This window comes from Actinomadura sp. NBRC 104425 (assembly GCF_030269545.1).
Lineage (GTDB): Bacteria > Actinomycetota > Actinomycetes > Streptosporangiales > Streptosporangiaceae > Spirillospora > Spirillospora keratinilytica.
In genome coordinates this window covers 383768-404376 of sequence record NZ_BSTN01000004.1, presented here as the reverse complement: position 1 = coordinate 404376, position 20609 = coordinate 383768, and the positions used below count along the sequence as shown (strand labels likewise).

The window sequence follows — 20609 nt, the reverse complement described above, 5'->3', positions numbered from 1 at the left end:
TTTCAGCTATCGGTTGAGGGCGCGAGGTGTACCTTCAGCGCCTCGGGGGAGGTGGCGACCGCGAGCGCGTCGGTGTAGGACGCGAGCGGAAGCGTGTGGGTGACGAGCGGCCGGATGGCCGCGGCCAGGTCGGAGATCTGCTCGACCGCGGCGGGGTAGCAGTCGGCGAGGCTGTTGGAGCCGAGTACGGTGATCTCTTTTTCGAAGACCTCGAACGGATGCAGCGGCACCGCCGTCTCGGCGGCGGTCACGCCCATCTGCACGAGGGTGCCGCGGACGGCGACCCGCCGCAGCGCGTCGGAGACGGCGCTCGGGTGGCCGCTGGCCTCCACGACGACCTGGGCGCCGTCGGCCAGGTCGAGATCCGCGCCGGATGCCCCGGCGCGGTCGGCGCCGAGGCGCAGGGCGGCGTCGCGGCGGACCGGCTGCGGTTCGACGACCTGGATCCGGCCAGCGCCGCGCTGCCTCGCCACCGCGCACATCAGCAGGCCGATCGCCCCCGCCCCGTACACCAGGACGTCCGCGTCCTTCAGGGACGGTGCGCGGTCCAGGGCGTGCAGCACGCAGGCCAGCGGCTCGATCAGCGCGCCGACCGTGGCGTCGATGCCGGCGGGCAGCCGGTAGGCGACCCGGGCGGGGACGACCACCGCCTCGGCGCACGCGCCGTCGCGCGTCACCCCGATCGGCGCGAGGCTCGTGCAGAGGTTGTAGGCCTTGATCCGGCACCAGCGGCAGTCACCGCAGTTGACGTTGGGATCGACACCGACGAGGTCGCCCGGGGAGATGCCGCGGACGTTCGCGCCGACCGCGGTGACCGTGCCGGCGAACTCATGGCCCGGGACGACCGGGTAGCGGCCGGTGGCGTAGCTGCCTTCGACCAGGTGCAGGTCGGTGCCGCAGATACCGACCGCGGCAGGCGCGACGACGACGTCGTCGGGACCGGGGACCGGGTCGGGCACACGGGTCAGCTCCGCGTTGCCCTTCCCGTCGAGGATGATCGCGTGCATCACTTCACCGCTCCGAACAGCAGGCCGCGCACCAGGCTGCGCTGGCAGATCCAGCCGAGGACGACGACGGGGACGCTCACCACGGTGGCGACGGCCGCCACCTGCGCGGTGTACAGCTCGCCGAACGACAGGAACTTCTGCATGAACACCGGCAGTGTGGACGTGGTCGTGGTGAGGTTCACGGCGTAGAAGTACTCGTTCCAGGAGAACACGCAGCACAGCAGCGCGGTCGACCACAGCCCGGGCCGGATCAGCGGCAGCACGATGCTGCGCATGGTGCGCAGCCGGCCGGCCCCGTCCAGCGCCGCGGCCTCGAGCACCTCGCCCGGGACCTCCTGCAGGAAGGAGCGGATCATCCACACGGCCAGCGGCAGGTTCATGCCCAGATGCAGGATGATCAGCACGGTCACGGTGTTCAGCAGGTGCAGGTGCTGCGCGACGACGTAGACCGGGATGATGCCCGCGGCGATCGGCATCATCTTGGTGCTGATGAAGAAGAACAGCGCGTCCTGGGACTTGCGGATCGGCCGCACCGACAGCGCGTACGCCGCGGGCAGGGCCAGCGCCAGCACCAGGACCGTGGAGACCACGGCGACGGCGATCGAGTTCCCCGCGTACGCCCAGAAACCCGCCCCGAACGCGTCCCGGTAGTGCCCGAGTGTCGGCTGGAAGACCAGCTTGGGCGCCGGCGACGCCGCGTCGGTCTCGGTCTGGACGCTCTTGAGCAGCATGTACGCGATCGGGGAGAACAGCAGCAGCGATCCGAGCCAGCCGAGCACGGCCACCGGCCAGCGGGCGGTGTCGTTGTCCGGTCGGCGTCGGCGCCGCCGTGCGGCGCGGTGCCGGGGAGCATCGGCGGCGGTCTCTCTGGTCGGGGTGGGGATCGTGACGGTCATCGCCGTCCCTCCTGCCGGAAGATGCCGGAGAGCAGGCGCAGGGCCGGCATCGCGAGCGCAATGGTGAGCACCAGCGTGACGAGCCCGTACGCCGACGCGGTGCCGAAGTCGAACGAGTTGAACGCACGCAGGTGGACGTAGTACGTGATGTTGGTCGTGCCGTACGCGGGACCGCCGGCCGTGAGCAGGGCGATCTCGCCGAACGTCTGGATGATGTTCATGCTCAGCAGCAGCGCGGTGAGCTCGAGGAACGGCCGCAGGTGCGGCGCGATCACGCCGCGGAACTGCCACCACCAGCCCGCGCCGTCGACCCGCGCGGCCTCGAGCTGCTCGTCGGGCAGCGCCTGCAGCCCGGCGAGCAGCACCAGCATCGCGAACGGCGTCCACCGCCAGGACGTGATCAGGACGATCGACAGCATCGACTGGTCGCTCAGCCAGTTCACGCGCGCCATCCCGACCGCGTCGGTGAGCCGGCCGAGCAGCCCGAACGACGGGTCGAACATGGCGCTGCGCCAGAACAGCGCGGCCGCGACGGGCATGACGAAGAACGGCGTGATGGCGAGCGTGCGGGCGACGCCCCGGCCCGGGAACCTCTTCTGCAGCAGCAGCGCGAGCACGAGGCCGACGGCGATGCTCGCGACCGTCGAGGCGCCGGTGAGGATCACCGTGTTCTTGATGGCCTTCCAGAACGTCTCGTCGGTGAACGTGGCCCTGTAGTTGGCGAGCCCGGCGAAGCTCTTCTGGCCGGGGGCCATCAGGTTCCAGTGCTGCACCGAATACCAGATCGTCAGGACGAACGGGATCTGCGTGAGCACCAGCGTGATGACGAGCGCGGGCAGCAGCGGGGCGCGCCGGCTCCACGACCCGCGCCGGGGCCCGGTCTTCGCCGGGGCGGCCGGCTGGGCGAGGGTAGTCATGGCCCATTTCCTCCTCGGATACCGGGCGGTGCCGCGCAGTGGTTCCCGCGGCACCGCCCCGGGGCGGCTACTTGAGATAGCCGGCCTTCTTGACCGCGCTCTCGGTGTAGGCCTGGGACTTCTGCAGCGCCTGCTGCACGCTCTGGGTGCCGCTGATAGCGCCCGCGATCTGCTGCGAGACGTAGTCGCCGATGTCAGTGAATTCGGGGATCTGCACGTACTGCACCCCGCTGTAGGGCACCGGCTGGACGGTCGGCTGCTTGGGGTTGGCGCTCTGGATCGACTTCAGTGTCAGGTCCGCGTAGGACTCGGCCGCCTTCCGGTATTCGGGGATCGCGTAGGTCGAGGTGCGCGAGCCGGGCGGGATCGAGTCCCAGCCGGCCTTGGCCCCGGCGAGCTTGATGTAGTCCTTGCCGGTCGCCCACGAGATGAACTTCCAGGCGGCGTCCTTGTTCTTGCTGCTCTGCGTGATCGACAGGGCCCAGGACCAGAGCCAGCCGGAGGCCTGGGTCTTCTCCACGGGCGCCAGCGCGAACGCCAGGTTCTCCTTGACCTGCGGGGTGGCGTCCTTCAACGCCGAACCGGCGAAGACCGTGTCGTCGTACCACATCGCGGTCTTGCCCTGGGTGATCTGCTGCAGGCAGCCCTCCCAGCCGTCCTTGGCGGCGTCCGGCTGTCCGTGCGACCGCAGCAGGTCCACGTAGAACTGCACGGCCTTGGTGGTCTCGGGCGAGGTGAGCTGCGGCCGCCACTTCTCATCGAACCAGCGTCCGCCGAAGGTGTTGATGACCGTGGTCAGGGAGGCCAGGTTCTGCCCCCAGCCGGGCAGTCCGCGCAGGCAGATGCCGGAGACGCCGTTCTTCTTGTCGTCCATCTTGGCGGCGGCCTGGGCGACCTGGTCCCAGGTCGGCTTCTCCGGGATCGTCACCCCCGCCTTCCGGGCGAGGTCCTTGCGGTAGAAGAGGAAGGAGCTGGAACCGTAGAACGGGGCGCCGTAGAGCTTTCCGTCCGCCGAGACGATGTCCTTGATCGGCTTCAGCACGTCGTTCGCATCCCAGGCGGTGTCCTTGGCGACGTAGCCGTCGAGTGGAACGATCCAGCCGTTCTTGGCCCAGATCGGCACCTCATAGCTGCCGATCATGGCGACGTCGTACTGGCCGGCCTTGGTGGCGACGTCCTTGGTGACGGCCGGGCGCAGGTCGTTCTCCGGCAGGGTGGTGAACTTGACCTTGATTCCGGGGTTCTTCTGCTCGAAGTCGGAGACCAGGCTCTCGGCGGTCTTCATCTGGGGGTTGGCCGCGAGCGCCACGGTGATCGTGGTGTCGCCCGAGGCGTCCTGTCCGGCCGTGGGGTCGGAGCAGGCCGATGCGGCGGCCAGTGTGCCGACGGCCAGCAGCGCCGCGACGGCGTGTCTGTTGCGGACTTGCATGGGTCCTCCTGGGAATGTGCAGGCCGGTCGGGTCCGGCGCCGCAGCGGAGGGCGCGGAGTCGTCATCGCCTTCGTCGCGAAGGGATCAGGGGCTGACGATCCGGCCGATCTCGGGGGAATGCGAGGAGGCGGGCACCGGCGCGGGGGCACCGACCTGGATCTCGACGTGCACGACGTCGCTGCGGACCCAGACCTCGTGATGGTCGAAGGCCACCAGCTTGGCGTCCCAGGTCGTTGACTTGATCTTCAGTAGCGGTGTTCCGGCGCGCACCTGGAGCAGGTCGGCGATGTCGCCGTCCGCGGCGACGGCCTCGACCGTGCGGGACGCGCTCGCGACAGCGTACCCGGCCTTGCGCAGAGTGCTGTTGAGCGAGCCCTCGCCGGTCGGGACGTCGCTGCGCGACACGAGCGTCCCGATCTGCAGGGGCAGGTAGTTGATGGAGAACAGGGCGACCTTGCCGTCCAGCTCGCGGAGCCGCTCCAGGACGTAGCCGTGGCTGCCCGGAGGAAGCTGCAGCGCCTCCACGGCCGACTCCGGGAGCGGTGCCTGCTCGGCGCGCAGCACGTGGGTGGTCACCTGGCGCCGGCGGCCCTCGACCTCGTCCTCGAAGAAGCCCTCGCGGCCCTGCAGCAGCCACCCGCGCTGCTGCGGCATCGAGGCGAACGCCCCGCGCCGCGGGATGCGGGTGACCCAGCCCTGCTCCTCCAGCAGCCGCAGCGCCTCGCGCACGGTGGCCCGCGAGAGGTTCCAGGTGGCGGCGAGTTCGCCCTCGCTGGGCAGGCGGTCGCCCATGGCGAGGGCGCCCGTCGAGATCTGCTCGCGGATCCGGGCGGCCAGCTGCAGGTAGTAGGGCTCGACCGAGACGCGGTCGATGCCTTCGCCGCCGTCGGGAGTGCTCATGAAGGCTCCGTAAGTCGAGGTCAGTGCCCTGGTACGTACAGGACGGACAGTATGGACAAGGAGGAATGTATGCATTAGTTTTCCGGGACGTCAAGAGCCCGTAACAAACAGGAGGCGGGGCTGCAGATGAGCCGACGGCAGTTCGTCAACGACCCCGATCAGGTGGTTCCCGAAGCCCTGGAGGGCCTGGCCCTCGCGCATCCGGGACTACTGCGGCTGAACCCCGACCCGGCGTACGTGACCCGGGCGAAGCCCACCGCCGGCAAGGTCGCGCTCGTGTCCGGAGGCGGCTCCGGACACGAGCCGCTGCACACCGGCTTCGTGGGCACCGGCATGCTCGACGCGGCCGTCCCCGGCGCTGTCTTCGCCAGCCCCACCGCGCTGCAGGTGGCGGCCGCGACGACCGCGGTGGACACCGGACGCGGTGTCCTGCAGATCGTCAAGAACTACACCGGCGACGTGCTGAACTTCCGGATCGCCGCCGAGATCGCCGCCGACAGCGGCATCGCGGTCGAACAGGTCCTGGTCGACGACGACCTGGCCTCCGAACGCGCCGACGGCGAAGGCCCCGGACGGCGCGGCACGGCCGCGGTCGTGGCGGTCGAGAAGCTCTGCGGCGCCCTCGCCGAGCAAGGGGCCGATCTGCCGCAACTCGCACGGTTCGGCCGGGAACTGGTCGCCGACGCCCGAAGCATGGGCGTCGCACTGGCCGCGGGCGCCCACCCCGGCGACCGGGCCCCCGCCTGGGAACTGGCCGACGACGAGGTCGAACTGGGCGTCGGCATCCACGGCGAGCGGGGCGTCGGCCGGCGCCCGTTCGCATCGGCCGACGAGCTCACCGCCGACCTGCTCGACCGGCTGGTCGCCGCGATGACACTGCGCCGGGGCGACGACGTGTTCGTCATCGTCAACTCGCTCGGCGCCACCCACGGTCTCGAACTGGCCCTGGTGCACCGGGCCGTGCACCGGCAGCTGGCCGGGCGGGGCATCGAGGTGGCGCGCAGCCTGGTCGGCCCCTTTGTCACCTCGCTCGACATGGCCGGCGTGTCGATCACGCTGGTGCGCGCCGACGACACCCGCGTGGCGCTCTGGGACGCCCCCGTCCGCACCCCCGCTTTGACCTGGTGAAAGGCTCTCACATGAACGCATCCGACACCCGAGAGTGGATGCGGCGGTTCTTCGCCGCCGTCGACCGGGAGGAGCAGACCCTCACCGACCTCGACCGGCGGTCCGGCGACGGCGACTTCGGCGCGAACCTGCGCTCCGCCCTCGGCCGCGCCCGGACCGCTCTCCAGACGGCGCAGACCGCCACTCCCGGCGACGTGTTCGACGTCGTCTCGACCGCGTTCCTGAACACCGGCGGAACCTCCGGCCCGCTGTTCGGCATGTGGTTCCGGCAGCTGGCGAAGGCGACCCGCACCGAGACGATCGGCGCGGCCGAACTGGCCCGCGGCTTCGCCGAGGGGACCGCCGCCGTGCAGCGGCTCGGCGGCGCGAAGCCGGGCGACAAGACCATGGTGGACGCCATGATCCCCGCCGGGGAGGCCCTGGCGGCGGCGTCCGGCGACCTGGCGGACGCCCTGGCCGCCGCGGCCGCCGCCGCCCGGTCCGGCGCGCAGGCCACAGCGGACCTGCTCGCCAGGCGGGGACGGGCCAGCTATGTGGGCGAGGTCGCCCGCGGCGTCCTCGACCCGGGCGCGGTCACCGTCGCCCTTCTGGTCGAATCCGCCTGCGGATAGGACGTGACCGTGCCGTCCCCGCAAGCCGCGACACCCGTGCCCGCGACGCCGGCCTACGGGTCCGATCGACCACCCGGGACGAGCTGGGCGACCGCCGACTCTCCTACCGTTCGAATGACCGTCGAGGCGATACGGACAGCGTCGCCGGTGGGGAGCCCTGACGGCGCCCCGCAGCGGTCTGGTCGAGAAACGTCGGTGTAGCCAGCCGTGTAGCAGCCTTCGGTTGACACTGCTGAGGCGATGCGGGCCGGGCAGACCGCGCAGCGGCATACTCACACCCTAGGTGTGCTGTTCGGGGCATGCCCGCCCTGGTCGCCCGGTCCGAAACAGCCCGCTGCCCCGTCTCCGACACCACCCGCGGCAGGGCGCCCAGTTCGTCTGGCTTGTGCCCGGCGTGGATCGAAAAGCGGCAGAGCACACGGGTGCCGTCCCCCCGCATGCCGGAAGTTGGGAGCCGGTGGGCTGCAGTTGTGTGGTGTTGTCGCGGAGCCTCGCCGTGCGTCGGCCACGGCGGGCAGTGGGTTAGCCGCGGTTCGGTGGGATTTCGGTGCCGGTCGCTTGTGCTGCGGCCCTGGCGAGGAGTTCGCGGAAGAAGGTGTGCTCGGCATCGCGGTCGTACAAGGGGTGCCACCACATGGCGTCGACCAGGGGGCCGACGTCGAAGGGGCAGGGCAGGGCGCGGATGCCGACGTCGGGTGGGAGCTTGCCGACCAGGCGTTCCTGGAGCAGGGCGATGCGCTTGGTGCCGGCGACCAGGCCGGGGATGGTCAGGAAGCCGTCGCATACCACCTGCACGCGCGGCTCGATGCCGAGCATGCGCATCTGGCGGGCGGCCGGGGTCGAGGCGGTGGGGCCGTGGTAGGTGACCACCCAGGGCATCGCCGAGATCTGCTCCACGGTCAGGGACGTGCCGACCTCGTCGTTGTCGGCGGACACGACCAGCACCCAGTTGTCCCAGAGCACGTCACGGTGCGGCAGATCGGAGATGAAGCCGTGCGGGAGGACGAACAGGTCGGTGGTCAGCAGTGTCTGCTCGGCGTGGTCCACCACGTAGGGCGTGTTGTGCACGATCCGCAGCCGGGCGAGCGGAGCCTCCTCGGCGAGCAGTTCGCTGAGGGCGTTTCCGAGGAGGGCGCAGCCGTAGTCGCTCATCCCCACGCTGAACTCGCGGGTGGACTGCGCCGGGTCGAACTCCAGCTGGGCGCTGAAGACCCGGTCGACGTTCTGCAGGGCCAGCCTCGCCCACGGCTTGAGCTGCATGGCCAGCGGCGTGAGCCGGTACTCGTTGCCCACGCGGCTGAGGAGCTCGTCGCCGAAGTGGCGGCGCAATCGGGCCAGGGCCGCCGACAGCGCCGGCTGGCTGAGGCCCACCTGCTGGGCGGCCCGGGTGACGCTGCGCTGCTCGAGCAGGGCGTTCAGCGAGACCAGCAGGTTCAGATCCAGGTTCGAAAGACCGGCCACTCGCGAAGTGTATCGATGAGACTGATGTGCACCATAAGACATCTGCTCTTCCCTGATACCCCCCGCATCTGTGAACGTAGGGTGCGTCACCCGGAGGGTTGGAGAAAGGCCCCGTATGCCTGACAAGCTCGACCGCACCGACCCCGCGGGCGCGATCGCCGCGGCCGCGCAGCGCTGCTCCAACTGGGGGCGGTGGGGGACGGACGATGTCCTCGGAACGCTGAACTTCCTGGACGAGGCCAAGAGGCGGGAGGGCGCCGCGCTGGTCCGCCGCGGCGTGAGCTTCTCGCTCGCGCAGCCGTTCGACATGAACGGCCCCCAGAAGGGCTGGCGCCGCCGGACGAACCCGGTGCACACCATGCTGGACACGGGGACCGACGCCGAGCGCGGCGACCAGGGCTTCCCCCACGGGTTCGGCGGTGCCGACGACGTGGTGTTCATGCCGCTGCAGGCATCCACGCAGTGGGACGGCCTGGGCCATATCTTCGACCACGGGATGGCCTGGAACGGCCGGCGCGCCGGCGCCGTGGTCACCGCCGCCGGCGACCGGGTGACCGGCATCGAGACCGCCGCCGGCTCGATCGTCGGCCGCGGGGTCCTGCTGGACGTCGGCAGGGCGATGGGAACCGACGGCGAGCTGCCCGACGGCTTCGCGATCACCGTCGAGCACCTGGAGGCGACCATCGCCGCCCAGGGCGAGTCGGCGCGCGTGGGCCGCGGCGACCTGGTCTGCGTGCGCACCGGCCGGCTGTCCCGCGCCCGCCGGGAGGGCTGGGGGGACTACGCCGGCGGTGACTCACCCGGCCTGTCGTTCACCACCGCCGACTGGCTGCACGACACCGAGATCGCCGGGATCGCCACCGACACGTGGGGTTTCGAGGTCCGGCCGAACGAGTTCCACGACGCGTTCCAGCCGCTGCATCAGGTCTGCATCCCCCACATGGGCCTGTTCATCGGCGAGATGTGGGACTTCGACGCTCTGGCGGCCGACTGCGCCGCGGACGGGGTGTGGGACTTCTTCCTCTGCGCCGCACCGCTGCCCGTCACCGGTGCCGTCGGCGCCCCGGTCAACCCGATCGCCGTGAAGTGAAGGGCGTCGCCTCCCCAGCAGGCCCGCGTCCCGGCCCCCGCGCGCCGCGTCGCCCGGCGCCGGCCGCATGCACTCGAAACAAAGACCGGTTGGAGGCCTCATTGTCCAAACGCCTGATCACCCATCTCAGGCACGTCGCCCTCGCCGTGCCCGACCTGCGCAAGCAACTGGACTTCTTCACCGACACGTGGGGACTGGTCACCGAGCACACCGACACCGGCGTGGCCTTCCTGGCCGCCGCGGGCAGCCCGGAGCAGTACGTGGTCCGGCTGCGCCAGGCCCCCGGCAAGCGGATCGACCTCATCTCGTTCGGCGCGGCGAACGCCGCCGACGTCGACACGCTCGCCGAGCAACTCGCCCGGGACGGCGTGCAGCTGATCAACGAGCCCGGCGACCTCCAGACGCCCGGCGGCGGCTACGGCTTCCGGTTCTTCGACAACGAGGGGCGCACCGTCGAGATCAGTTCCGATGTCGACGTGCGGAGCCACCGCGCGATCGAGGAGGGCGAGGACATCCCGGTCCGGCTCTCCCACGTCGTCGTCAACTCGGCCGACCCGGAGGGGACCCGGGCCTTTTACGAGAAGCACCTGTCGTTCGCCCTGTCGGACACCCTCATGCACCCCCGCATGGGCGAGATGATGTGGTTCATGCGGGTCAACGGCTGGCACCACAGCCTGGCCATCGCACGCGGACCGCATGCTTCGCTGCACCACGCCTCCTTCGAGATGCGCGGCCTGGACGAGTACATGCGCGGAACCGGGCGGCTGCTGCGCGCCGGCGTCGAGAAGATCTGGGGACCGGGCCGGCACCTCGCCGGCAACAACACCTTCAGCTACTTCCTCGACCCGCACGGCAACACCGTCGAGTACACCACCGAGCTGGAGATCCTCGACGAGGACACCTGGCATCCGCACGTCTACGACTTCAGCAAGCCCGAGGTCAGCGACCAGTGGGGAACGGCCAACGCGATGAACGAGTTCGTCGCGAGCCGTTCGTTCAACGACCCTGACGACGGCCTGTTCGTCGCTCCCCCGGTGTGATCCGATGCGTTTCGCCACATGGGACGACGGACGAACCGTCACTGCTGGAGTCGTCGGCGAGGAAGGGCTGCACCCCCTGCCTCCGGACACCACCGTGCTCGACCTGGTCGGCGCGGGCCTGCCCGCCGCGATCGAGGCCGGGACGGAGGCCCTGTCGAGGCCTTGCGTCCCGCTCACCGAAGTGCGGCTGCTGCCGCCGCTGCAGCCCACGGCCATCCGCGACTTCGTGGCCTTCGAGGAACACGTCGAGGGGGTCGTGATGAGCGTCGGCGACGGCAGCGGCGTGGTACCCGAGTGGTACGAGGCGCCGACCTTCTACTTCACCAACCCCTACCCGCTCTACGGTGCGCACGACGACGTGCCGGTGCCGCCGGGCTCGGAGCTGTTCGACTTCGAGCTGGAGGTCGCCGCGGTGGTCGGCCGGGAGGTGGCGTCGGAGCCGCCGGAGCGGCTGCGCGACGCGATCTTCGGGTACACGATCCTCAACGACTGGTCGGCACGGGATCTGCAGCGCCGCGAGATGAAGGTGCTGCTCGGTCCCGCGAAGGGGAAGGACTCGGCGACCACGCTGGGCCCGTGGCTGGTGACGGCGGACGAGCTGGAGCGGTTCCGCGACGACGACGGCTTTCTCGCGGTGGAGATGCGCGTATCGGTCAACGGCGTCGAGATCGGCCGCGACCTGCTGTCCAACATGGGCTGGCCGTTCGAGGAGCTGGTGTCCTACGCCTCCCGCGGCACCACGCTCCGGCCGGGAGACGTGCTGGGCTCGGGCACCTGCGGCAACGGCGGGTGCCTCGCCGAGCTGTGGGGACGGCGCGGCGGGCTCGATCCCGCCCCGCTGCGACCCGGTGACGTCGTGGAGATGAGCGTGGAAGGCATCGGCACGATCCGCAACCGCGTCGTGCCGGGCCTCGACCTGCCGCCGGTGCGGCCGGCCCGCCCGCGGTCGCGGGCCCGCACCCGTCCGTCCTGACGGCCGGCAGGTCCCACCGGCCGTTCCCCCCCCGCGGCCGGTGGGACCGTCCCGGCGGACCCGACGTCCGCGGGCTCCTCGCCCGGGGCGCCGTCCGCGCCTCCTCAAAACCCGTGTGACCAGGAAGGAACAGAGGTGTTCGAGTACTTTCCCGGCAACTACGTCTGGAACCTCGCCGTCGTCGCCACGCTCGGCTCCGGCGGGCTGATCGACGAGGTCGACCGGGCCTGCCGGCCGATCAGGGAGGCGGCGGCCCAGGGAGAGGACGCCGGCACGCCCGACTTCCTGCGCGCGTGGACCGCCCTGACCGACCGGCTCGTCGGCCAGGCCGAGGCCGAGGAGAGGGCCGGACACACCCGCACCGCCGGTCAGCTGTACGCGCGGGCCACGAACTACCTGTGCCAGGCCGAGCGGATGCTGTCCAACTCCGACCCGAACCGCCTGCCGACCTACCGCAGGGTCCTACAGCTGCAGCAGAAGGCCATCGACCTCAAGGACCGCGGCCGCGTCACCAGGGTCGAGATCCCCTACGAGGGCACCACGCTTCCCGCGTACTTCAGCCAGGCCCCGGCCGCCGACGACGGCCCGGTGCCGGTGATGATCCACTGGAACGGGCTGGACTCCACAAAGGAGCACATGTACTCGTCCGGGCACTGGCAGGAGCTCGCCGCCCGCGGCATCTCGTGCCTGATGGTCGACTGCCCCGGCTCCGGCGAGGCGCTGCGCCTGCAGGGGCTGACCGCGCGCATCGACACCGAGGCCTGGGCCTCGGCATGCGTGGACTGGCTGCTCACCCGCGACGACGTCGACCCCGAGCGCATCGGGCTCGTCGGATGGTCGCTCGGCGGCTACTACGCCCCGCGGGCCGCCGCGTTCGAGAAGCGGCTGGCGCTGGTGGTGGCCTGGGGCGCCAACCACGACTGGGGCGCGGTCCAGCGGCGGCGCCTCGAGCGCGAGGGCGAACGGCCCGTCCCGCACTACTGGGAGCACGTCCTGTGGGTCTGGGGCCACACCGATCTGAACGAGTTCATCGAATTCGCCGCCGGCGTCACGCTCGAAGGCGTCGTCGAGAACATCACCGTGCCGTTCCTGATCGCCCACGGCGAGAACGACCGGCAGATCCCGCTGTCCTACGCCCACCGCTCCTACGAGCAGGCCGTCAACAGCCCCAAGCGCGACCTGCGGATCTTCAGCGTGGCGGAGGGCGGCGCCGAGCACATCGGCCTCGACCACCTCTCCCACGTCAGCGCCTACATCAGCGACTGGGTGGCCGACACCTTCGCCGAGTGGCCGAAGTCCCGCTCCTGAGCCGACGGCCGGGGCGCCGCGCCCGTTGAGCCCAGGCCGCTCGGCCGGTCATGGAGTCGGCTCGGTAGCGGCGCCCGCCATCGGCCCACCGGTTCCAGACGTGACCGAAGCGAGCGTCCTGCCTGCACCGATGCTCGACCTGCTCCCCCGACTTCTGCGACGCCGCCGGCACTCCGGCGGCTGAGGGGCTCGGCAGGGCGGCGCCACCGCCGGGCCTGCGCGGTCAAGGTGGTGCACGACGCCGATACCGACGGGGCCGCAGCGACATGCGTCCCGAAGACGCGCATGGCACCGCCGTCTCGCCGACGGCGAGCGCCTCCGGTCCGTCGACGCACGTCGGGCCTGCGGATGACCCGTACGTGCGCGGTACGGCCGGTGCGTGGGTCACGGGCGCTCTTTCAGCACGGTCGTCGTGCGGCGGATCAGACCGGGCACATCGGCGTCCGTCACGCCGTCCAACAGCCACCGCACCAGCTGCATGGAGGCGTCGACGACCGTCCGGACGCGGGGGACGCGCCGTTCGTAGTACTCGGTGAGCAGCGCGTCGTCGAGCGTGTCGCGCGTGGTGAGGAGTTCGGCGAGGACGAGGGCGTCCTCCAGTGACATGGCGGCGCCCTGAGCCAGGGTGGGCGGGCAGCAGTGCGCGGCGTCCCCGACCAGGACGACACGGCCGCGATGCCAAGAGCCCTCCACCAGCATGCGGTCGAACCAGGTGTAGTTCACCTGGTCCGGGTCGGTGATGGACGCGCGGATCTGCGGCCAGACGCCGCCGTAGCCCTCGGCGAGGCGGCGCATCTCGTCCGCGTAGGTCGCGGGGTCGAGGCTTTCACGCGAGCGCTTGGGCTCCACCAGGTAGGCGTAGATGGTGTCCTGCCCGGTCGGGCAGTACCCGGCGATGTAGCAGGGGCCGCCGTAGGTCAGGTCGGTCCGCTCGACGCTCTCCGGACGCGGGGCGGGGACGCGCCAGATCGCCATGCCGGTGGGTTCGGGCCGGTCGGGGATGCCGATCAGGGAACGGGTCGCCGATCCGCGGCCGTCGGCGGCGACGACGAGGTCGTAGCGGCCGGTGGTGCCGTCGGTGAAGGCGACGTCGACGCCTGCCGAATACTGGTCGAGGCTCTTGACGGTGACGCCGAGGCGGACGCGCGCGCCGCGGTCGCCGACCGCGTCGACGAGGATCCGCTGCAGCGTGGGGCGTCGCATGCCCACGGTGGCGGGCAGGTCGGGACCGCCGGTGCGGATCTCTTCGGCGACATGCAGCACGGTCCCGTCGGGAGCGGTCAATCCCAGGGTGTCGAAGCCGAAGCCGTGCTCGCGGACCCGGTCCCACACACCGATCTCGCGCAGGCAGCGCAGGGCGTTGCCCTGAAGGGTGATGCCGGATCCGCGAACGTTCCAGCCCGGCTCGATCTCGACCAGGTCGACATCGACACCGGCGCGGCGGAGCAGGATGGCGATCGCGTTGCCGGCCGTTCCTCCCCCCACCACGAGGACATTCCGGACGCTGGGCATTGTCGGCTCCTTCTGGGTCATCGAGCGGTCATGGCGGTGACGGGACGGCGCGCTGGTCGGCCGGCCCCGGAGTCCCCCGCCGCAGGGCAGGGTCCGGGGATGGGCGGACAGGAGAACTCCGCTGCTCCGGCTGTAGGTTTCATGTGGCTGTCCCCCATGTCACGGCGGTATCAATGCTGGTCCCACCGCAGTGGATGAGGGAAATCGATTGTTCGGATCCGGATTATCCATGCGATTGATTTCCGCAGCGTGCCCGCACGGGGCAGGCCCCGGTCACTGTCGGTTCTCGTCGCCGGGCCCCGCAGGGTCGCCCTCGTCCGGGAACTGCTCGCCGACCGGCTGCGCGCCCTCGCCGCGGTGCGCGTCATGGAAGCGCCTTACAAGGCCGTTCGGCTGCAGGAAGCCCTGTGGCGGCATCCCGCCCACACCCACGACGCCGCGCGCTCTGGCTCCGTGACGCGGTGGCCCGGGACACCGCAAGAAGCACGCGATCATCGGCCGCCCGCTGCATCCACAACGATGATGATCGCGAAAACGCAGATCAATCGGACAGCGCCCACCCGCTGACTGATAGTCGTCCCCGTCAACATGCGCCCCGGCACCGAGTCGCGTCACGCTCCTGATGGCCGGGAGCCCGCCCACCCGCCATGGCGCCGGCGGGCTCTCAGGTGACGGTGCCGCGGTGCCGTGGGCTGAGGCGGGTGCCGAGCGCCAGCTGGACCACGGCCACCGCCGCGAGCAGGCCGAACGGCGTCGCGTACCCGCCGGTGGCGTCTCTGAGGGCACCCACGATCATCGGGGCGAGGGCGGCCGTGCCGTACGCGGCCACGAAGGCCAGTGCGGCGAGCCTGCTGGCGGCGGCCGGAGTGGTGCCGTAGTCGACGATCAGCGCCATGGCGAGGGAGAAGGCCCCGCCCAGGCCGACTCCCAGCACCGTCGTCACGGCCCAGGGCAGCCGGTCCGGCACCGCGAACAGCCACAGGGAACCGATCACCGTGCACGCGACCGCGCCGATCAGCGCGGGTCGCCGGTCGGTCCACCGGTCGGCGAGGGCGGGCAGCGCCAGGGCGCCCGCGAGCTGGGCGAGGTTGTTGACGGCGAGCAGCGCGCCGGCCGCGCCGGGGCTCCAGCCGTGCGCCCGGTAGGCAGGCGCCAGCCACGCGAGGTAGGCGTAGGAGAGGAAGGACTGCGCGGCCAGGAAGGCGGCCAGCAGCCATGCCCCGCGGTTGCGCCAGGGCAACCGGCCGATGCCCGCCTCGGCGGCAGCCTCTTGCCGGGCGGACCGCCCGCGCGACCGGTGCCACGCCGCGGTGGCGATGGCCGCCGGCAGGGTCCACACCGCCAGAGACCATCGCCATGAGCCCAGTTCCCGTTCCAGGGGGACGGCCAGTGCGGAGGCAATGGCCGCCCCGAGCATCATCGCCACCGTGTAGGCGCCCGTCACCATGCCGGACCGCAGCGGGAAGGCCTCCTTGACCGCGCCGGGCAGCACCACACCGCACACCGCAACGCCGATCCCCGCGACGAGCGTGCCCGCCAGAAGCGGCGGCGCGGCGTCGACGGCGCGCACACCGTTGCCCACCGCGACGCAGCCGATCGCGACCAGGGTCGTGGTGTCGCGGCCGAACCGCTGGACGAGCCGGTGCGCGGCGGGCGCGAACCACGCCATGCAGACCACCGGCAGCGCCGTGAGCAGCCCGGACGCCCAGCCGGACAGGGCCAGGTCGCGTTCGATGTCGTCCTGCAGCGGCGGCAACGACGCGACCGTGGTGCGCAGGTTGACCGCCAGCAGGAGGATCGTCGCCAGAAGAAGGCGCGGATTTCGGGTACTCCGCGCCGCCGCCAGGGTCGCCATCCGCCTACCCGCGGAGCCCCGTGGCCGGTGTTCGGACGGTCATCGGTTACGCCTCTCCTTGGCCGTGCGAGGGACGATGGTGCATCCGAACACGGTCACGAGGCGCGGCCCGTCTTCTTGTATTCGGCGAGGTAGTGCTGGATCCGGTCGCGGTTGTGAACGGCCGACTCGCGGGAGCGTTCCTCCCAGGCGAAGACGCAGACCGTGGCGGTGCCGTCGAAGTCCAGTTCCGCCAGGGTCTGGAAGAAGACGTCCCAGTCGACCTCGCCCTGCCCGATGTCCAGGTGCTGGTGGATCCGGATCTGGTCGGCCAGGCTCGGCGGGTTGACGATGTAGCGGTTGCCCGAGGACGCGCGGTGGTCGAAGGAGTCGGCGATGTGCAGATGCGTCAGCAGCGGCCCGGCGTGCTTCATGATCCCGGCGATGTCGCCGCCCTGGTGGAAGGTGTGCGGGGCGCAGTAGACGAACGACACGAAGTCGGCGTCGATCCCCCGGACCAGGTCGACGGCGGCGTGCCCGTCCTCGACGAAGTCGTAGGGGTGCGGTTCCAGGCGCAGTTCCAGCCCCTCGCGTTCGAAGACCGGCAGCAGCTCCTCCAGCGACCGCCAGAACTGCCGCTCGCAGTCGGCGGGGGCCACCGCCCGGCCGTTGAACTCGGAGTTCATCACCGGGCAGCCCAGGTCCACGGTGATCTCGATGGCGCGTTTCCAGTAGCGCACGGCCGCCTGGCGGTCCTCCTCCACGGGGCTGGCCCACTCGTACAGCGGCAGCACGGAGGCCAGTTGCACGCCGACGCCGTCCAGGGCCTTGCGGAACGCGGTGACGGTGGCCTTGTCGGCGCGCGGGTGCAGGTAGAAGGGGAGGAAGTCCTCGCGGGGCGACAGTTCGATGTACTCGTAGCCCAGGTCGGCGACGAGGCCGGGCAGCTCGGTCAGCGGCACGTGCCGCAGCATGTACGGGTCAAGCGCGATCTTCACTTCGCTTCCTCCTTCTCGGCGGCGGGTGCGGTTCGGCCGGTCGTCCCCGCCGCGTCGCTCGGCGACGCGGCCCCGTTCGCCGCCGCGGTCGCGGCCTGTTCCAGTTCGTGGCTGAGCTGCTCCAGTTCGGCGCCGCCGGCCATGAGGGAGGTGAGCTCCTCGCGGGTGATCTCGTCCTTGGTGTGGTAGCCGATGCTGCGGCCCCGGTTGAGGATGAGGAAGCGGTCCCCGATCGGGTAGGCGTGGTGCGGGTTGTGGGTGATGAACACCACGCCGAGGCCGCGTTCGCGGGCCTGGACGATGTAGCGCAGCACGACCCCGGCCTGCTTGACGCCCAGCGCGGCGGTCGGCTCGTCCAGGATGAGGACCTTGGCGCCGAAGTAGACCGCCCGCGCGATGGCCACGCACTGCCGTTCGCCGCCGGACAAGGTGCCGATGGGTTGGTCGACGTCGCGCAGGTCGATGCCCATCGCGGCCAGCTCGGACTTGGTCGTCCTGCGCATGAGGTCGACGTCCAGGCGGCTGAACGGCCCGAACCCCTTGCGCTTCTCCGAGCCGAGGAAGAAGTTGCGCCACACCGGCATCAGCGGGACCACCGCCAAATCCTGGTAGACGGTGGCGATGCCGCGGTCGAGCGCGTCGCGCGGGGAGGCGAAGCGCACCGGCTCGCCCTCGACCTCGTAGGTGCCCGCGTCGTGCTGGTGCATCCCGGAGATGATCTTGATGAGGGTGGACTTGCCGGCGCCGTTGTCGCCCAGCACGCAGGTCACCTCCCCGGCGCAGACCTCCAGGTCGACGCCGGTGAGAGCGATGATGTTGCCGTAGTGCTTGGCGCAGCCGGTCAGCCGCAGCAGCGGGGTCCGGGTGCCGGTTGCGGTCGTGTCGCTCATTCGGTGACCTCCGTCCTGCGGCGGACCCAGAGGTTCAGCAGGGTGGCCGCCAGGAGCATCGCGCCGAGGAAGAACTTGAACCAGTCGGGATTCCAGCCCGCGTAGACGATGCCCTGGGTGGTCATCCCGAAGATGAACGCGCCGATCGCCGCGCCCACCGCCGAGCCGTGCCCGCCGGTCAGCAGGCACCCGCCGATCACGGCGGCGATGATGTACAGGAACTCGTTGCCCACACCCTCGCCGGACTGGACGGAGTTGAACGAGAACAGCAGGTTCATGCCGGTGAACCAGGTCAGCGCGGACACGGTCATGAACAGGCCGATCTTCACCCGGTTCACCGGGACGCCCACGCCGCGGGCGCTGTGGGCGGCGCCGCCGACGGCGAAGATCCAGTTGCCGATGCGGGTGCGCAGCAGCACCCAGGTGGCGAGGGCGACGAACAGCAGCCACCACAGCACCGAGATGCGCAGGTTCGCGCCGCCGATGCTCCACTCCTGGGCGAAGATCTTGCGTGCGGAGTCGAAGCCCTCCATGTCGGAGATGTTCGGGCTGGCGACATTGCCGGTGATGATCTTCGTGACGGCCAGGTTGAGGCCCTGCAGCATCAGGAACATGGCCAGCGTCACCAGGAAGCTGGGGATGCCGGTGCGGATGACCAGGTAGCCGTTGAGCCAGCCGATGCAAAGTGCCACCAGCAGCGAGACGGCGATGCCCACCCACAGGTTGGCGGTGAGCTGGAAGCTGAACATCGAGGCGACCAGCGCGGAGCTGGTCACCGCGACCCCGGTGGACAGGTCGAACTCGCCGCCGATCATCAGCAGGGCGACGCCGACGGCCGGGATGCCGAGCGTGGAGCCGGCGTACAGGATGGTCGCCAGCGCGTCCAGGCCGCGGAACGGCTCGGCGACCGCGAAGAACAGGATGTAGACGCCGATCGCGCCGACCAGCGCGCCGACCTCGGGCCGGACGAGGATCCGGGCCGGCAGCGACTGCTCGGTCAGGCGCTCGTCCCGCGTCGGCGGCCGGACGCCGACGTCGAGCGTGTCACTCATGGAAACACCTCCGAGAGGCATGGGGTGGGTGGTTGTCGGAAGGCGTCACCCGGCGGATCAGCCGGCGGTGGGGAAGTTCAGGTGCGCCCGGTGCCGCTCGCCGTGGTCGGCTTCCGGCCAGCGGCTCGTCACGGCCTTGGCCCGGGTGTAGAAGCGGACGCCCTCGGGGCCGTGGACGTGGGTGTCGCCGAACAGCGAGTCCTTCCAGCCGCCGAACGAGTGGAAGGCCATCGGCACCGGTATCGGCACATTGACGCCGATCATGCCGACCTGGACCCGGTGCTGGAAGGTCCGGGCCGCCCGGCCGCTGGAGGTGAAGATCGCTGTGCCGTTGCCGAACGGGTTGGCGTTGACCAGGTCGACCGCCTCGTCGAGGGTGTCGGCGCGCAGCACGGCCAGGACGGGGCCGAAGATCTCGTCGCGGTAGACGTCCATGTCGGTGGTGACCCGGTCGAACAGGCAGGGGCCGAGGAAGAAGCCGTCCTCGTGCCCGTCGACGCGCAGCCGGCGGCCGTCGACGACCAGTTCGGCGCCCGCCGCGGCGCCGCGCTCGACGTATCCGGCGATGCGGTCCTTGGCCTCCCGTGTGATCAACGGGCCCATCTCGCTGGCCGCGTCGCGGCCCGGCCCGACGCGGACGGCCAGCGCCCGCTCGCGCAGCCGCTCGACCAGGCCGTCGCCGGCGTCACCGACCGCGACGACGGCGGAGATGGCCATGCAGCGCTGCCCGGCCGAGCCGTATGCGGCGGCGGTGATCTGGTCGGCGGCGATATCCAGATCGGCGTCGGGCAGCACGACGGCGTGGTTCTTGGCGCCGCCGAGCGCCTGCACCCGCTTGCCGTTCGCCGACGCCCGTTCGTGCACGTACCGGGCGATGGGCGTGGAGCCGACGAACGACACCGCCGCGACATCGGGATGGTCCAGGAGCGCGTCCACCGCGACCTTGTCGCCGTGCACCACGTTGAACACGCCGTCGGGCAGCCCGGCCTCGGCGTACAGGCGGGCGATCAGGTTGGACGCCGACGGGTCGCGTTCGCTGGGCTTGAGGACGAAGGTGTTGCCGGCGGCGATCGCGATCGGGTGCATCCACAGCGGCACCATGGCCGGGAAGTTGAACGGCGTGATCCCGGCGCACACGCCCAGCGGCTGGCGGAAGGAGCAGGCGTCCACACCGGTGGACACCTGCTCGGAGAACTCGCCCTTGAGCAGCTGCGGGATGCCGCAGGCGAACTCGACCACCTCCAGGCCGCGGACGACCTCGCCGCGGGCGTCCGACAGCACCTTGCCGTGCTCGTCGGCGATGACCTCGGCGAGCCGGTCGATGTGGCGCTCCACCAGGTCGCGGAACGCGAACATGATCTTCGCGCGCCGGGAGACGGACACCTCCCGCCACTGCCCGAACGCCTCGGCGGCGGCCTGGACGGCGGTGTCGACGTCGGCCGGCTCGGCCAGTGCGACCTGGGCCTGCCGGGCACCGAGCGCGGGGTTGTAGACGGGGCCGAACCGGGGCGCGGTGCCGGTGGTCTCCGCTCCGGCGATCCAATGCTGGATGGTGCGCATGG

19 protein-coding genes are annotated in these 20609 nt (G+C 71.0%); 6 read left to right on the top strand and 13 right to left on the bottom strand.

What is annotated here, in order from left to right; all coding sequences use genetic code 11:
* Window positions 1-2 precede the first annotated feature (2 nt).
* From QSK22_RS09595 to QSK22_RS09575, 5 genes are all read right to left on the bottom strand, one after another.
* Window positions 3-1007 carry an alcohol dehydrogenase catalytic domain-containing protein gene (locus tag QSK22_RS09595; RefSeq protein WP_285493677.1) on the bottom strand — a complete coding sequence of 335 codons (1005 nt, stop codon included), beginning with the start codon at window positions 1005-1007 and terminating at the stop codon, window positions 3-5.
* Complete coding sequence (locus tag QSK22_RS09590) at window positions 1007-1903, bottom strand: carbohydrate ABC transporter permease (RefSeq protein ID WP_285493676.1); 897 nt, start codon at window positions 1901-1903, stop codon at window positions 1007-1009. Before QSK22_RS09590 ends, QSK22_RS09595 begins: the two co-directional genes overlap by 1 nt.
* A complete protein-coding gene (locus tag QSK22_RS09585) occupies window positions 1900-2820 on the bottom strand; it encodes a carbohydrate ABC transporter permease (RefSeq protein WP_285493675.1) in 921 nt (306 codons plus the stop codon). The genes QSK22_RS09590 and QSK22_RS09585 overlap by 4 nt, the downstream gene beginning before the upstream one ends.
* A gap of 67 nt (window positions 2821-2887) precedes the next feature.
* Entirely contained in the window at window positions 2888-4249 is a 1362-nt protein-coding gene (locus QSK22_RS09580; protein WP_285493674.1) for an ABC transporter substrate-binding protein, read from the bottom strand.
* An 85-nt stretch (window positions 4250-4334) separates the two neighbouring features.
* The gene (locus QSK22_RS09575) at window positions 4335-5150 is read right to left on the bottom strand and encodes a GntR family transcriptional regulator (protein WP_285493673.1); all 816 of its coding nucleotides are present in this window, start codon (window positions 5148-5150) and stop codon (window positions 4335-4337) included.
* A gap of 126 nt (window positions 5151-5276) precedes the next feature.
* On the opposite strand from QSK22_RS09575, the gene QSK22_RS09570 reads away from it, so the two are divergent.
* Together QSK22_RS09570 and dhaL are read left to right on the top strand one after the other, a co-directional pair.
* Entirely contained in the window at window positions 5277-6278 is a 1002-nt protein-coding gene (locus QSK22_RS09570) for a dihydroxyacetone kinase subunit DhaK (RefSeq protein WP_285493672.1), read from the top strand.
* 11 nt (window positions 6279-6289) lie between these two features.
* Window positions 6290-6889, top strand: a complete 600-nt coding sequence (gene dhaL, locus QSK22_RS09565) for a dihydroxyacetone kinase subunit DhaL (protein ID WP_285493671.1) — start codon at window positions 6290-6292, stop codon at window positions 6887-6889.
* 522 nt (window positions 6890-7411) lie between these two features.
* Here dhaL and QSK22_RS09560 read toward each other — a convergent pair.
* The gene (locus QSK22_RS09560) at window positions 7412-8350 is read right to left on the bottom strand and encodes a LysR family transcriptional regulator (RefSeq protein WP_285493670.1); all 939 of its coding nucleotides are present in this window, start codon (window positions 8348-8350) and stop codon (window positions 7412-7414) included.
* 115 nt (window positions 8351-8465) lie between these two features.
* Between QSK22_RS09560 and QSK22_RS09555 the strand changes: the two genes are divergently transcribed.
* The 4 genes from QSK22_RS09555 to QSK22_RS09540 all read left to right on the top strand — a co-directional run bounded on the left by QSK22_RS09555 (window position 8466) and on the right by QSK22_RS09540 (window position 12761).
* Window positions 8466-9440 carry a cyclase family protein gene (locus tag QSK22_RS09555; protein ID WP_285493669.1) on the top strand — a complete coding sequence of 325 codons (975 nt, stop codon included), beginning with the start codon at window positions 8466-8468 and terminating at the stop codon, window positions 9438-9440.
* 101 nt (window positions 9441-9541) lie between these two features.
* Window positions 9542-10480 (top strand): VOC family protein, encoded by a 939-nt coding sequence (locus tag QSK22_RS09550; RefSeq protein ID WP_285493668.1) that lies wholly within the window; start codon window positions 9542-9544, stop codon window positions 10478-10480.
* A gap of 4 nt (window positions 10481-10484) precedes the next feature.
* On the top strand, window positions 10485-11453 hold the full coding sequence (locus QSK22_RS09545; protein WP_285493667.1) for a fumarylacetoacetate hydrolase family protein: 969 nt from the start codon (window positions 10485-10487) through the stop codon (window positions 11451-11453).
* Window positions 11454-11588: 135 nt separating this feature from the next.
* Window positions 11589-12761, top strand: coding sequence for an alpha/beta hydrolase family protein (locus tag QSK22_RS09540; RefSeq protein WP_285493666.1), 1173 nt, complete (start codon window positions 11589-11591; stop codon window positions 12759-12761).
* A gap of 384 nt (window positions 12762-13145) precedes the next feature.
* On the opposite strand, the gene QSK22_RS09535 is transcribed toward QSK22_RS09540, so the two are convergent.
* The 7 genes from QSK22_RS09535 to QSK22_RS09505 form a co-directional block, all read right to left on the bottom strand.
* The gene (locus tag QSK22_RS09535) at window positions 13146-14273 is read right to left on the bottom strand and encodes an FAD-dependent oxidoreductase (protein WP_285493665.1); all 1128 of its coding nucleotides are present in this window, start codon (window positions 14271-14273) and stop codon (window positions 13146-13148) included.
* A 273-nt stretch (window positions 14274-14546) separates the two neighbouring features.
* Complete coding sequence (locus QSK22_RS09530) at window positions 14547-14690, bottom strand: hypothetical protein (protein WP_285493664.1); 144 nt, start codon at window positions 14688-14690, stop codon at window positions 14547-14549.
* A 247-nt stretch (window positions 14691-14937) separates the two neighbouring features.
* A complete protein-coding gene (locus QSK22_RS09525; protein WP_285493662.1) occupies window positions 14938-16128 on the bottom strand; it encodes an MFS transporter in 1191 nt (396 codons plus the stop codon).
* Between the two features lie 95 nt (window positions 16129-16223).
* Window positions 16224-17105: a sugar phosphate isomerase/epimerase family protein gene (locus QSK22_RS09520; RefSeq protein ID WP_285493661.1), complete on the bottom strand. Its 882-nt coding sequence runs from the start codon at window positions 17103-17105 to the stop codon at window positions 16224-16226.
* Window positions 17102-17995, bottom strand: a complete 894-nt coding sequence (locus QSK22_RS09515) for an ATP-binding cassette domain-containing protein (RefSeq protein ID WP_285493660.1) — start codon at window positions 17993-17995, stop codon at window positions 17102-17104. The genes QSK22_RS09520 and QSK22_RS09515 overlap by 4 nt, the downstream gene beginning before the upstream one ends.
* Entirely contained in the window at window positions 17992-19047 is a 1056-nt protein-coding gene (locus tag QSK22_RS09510; RefSeq protein WP_285493659.1) for an ABC transporter permease, read from the bottom strand. Before QSK22_RS09510 ends, QSK22_RS09515 begins: the two co-directional genes overlap by 4 nt.
* A gap of 57 nt (window positions 19048-19104) precedes the next feature.
* The gene (locus tag QSK22_RS09505; RefSeq protein WP_285493658.1) at window positions 19105-20607 is read right to left on the bottom strand and encodes a CoA-acylating methylmalonate-semialdehyde dehydrogenase; all 1503 of its coding nucleotides are present in this window, start codon (window positions 20605-20607) and stop codon (window positions 19105-19107) included.
* Window positions 20608-20609: the final 2 nt, after the last annotated feature.